The organism is Photobacterium sp. DNB22_13_2 (assembly GCF_052873915.1).
On the sequence record NZ_JBNNXU010000056.1, the window covers coordinates 1 to 544 of the forward strand.

Annotated in this window: 1 rRNA gene; it reads left to right on the forward strand. The window is 52.6% G+C overall.

Features of this window, described 5'->3' with window-relative positions:
* Positions 1–544: ribosomal RNA gene (locus tag ACVA58_RS27770) — 23S ribosomal RNA — on the forward strand; the annotation flags it as partial.

The window sequence follows — 544 nt, forward strand, 5'->3', positions numbered from 1 at the left end:
TGTATTGGGTAGGGGAGCGTTCTGTAAGCGGTTGAAGGTGCATCGTAAGGTGTGCTGGACGTATCAGAAGTGCGAATGCTGACATGAGTAACGATAAAGGGAGTGAAAAACTCCCTCGCCGGAAGACCAAGGGTTCCTGTCCAACGTTAATCGGGGCAGGGTAAGTCGACCCCTAAGGCGAGGCCGAAAGGCGTAGTCGATGGGAAACGGGTTAATATTCCCGTACTTCTTATAATTGCGATGGGGGGACGGAGAAGGCTAGGTGGGCCTGGCGACGGTTGTCCAGGTTCAAGGGTGTAGGCTGTAATCTTAGGCAAATCCGGGATTACACTAGGCTGAGACCCGATGTCGAGTCACTACGGTGGTGAAGTCATTGATGCCATGCTTCCGGGAAAAGCCTCTAAGCTTCAGATTATAAGAAATCGTACCCCAAACCGACACAGGTGGTCGGGTAGAGAATACCAAGGCGCTTGAGAGAACTCGGGTGAAGGAACTAGGCAAAATGGTACCGTAACTTCGGGAGAAGGTACGCTGCCGGCGGTGA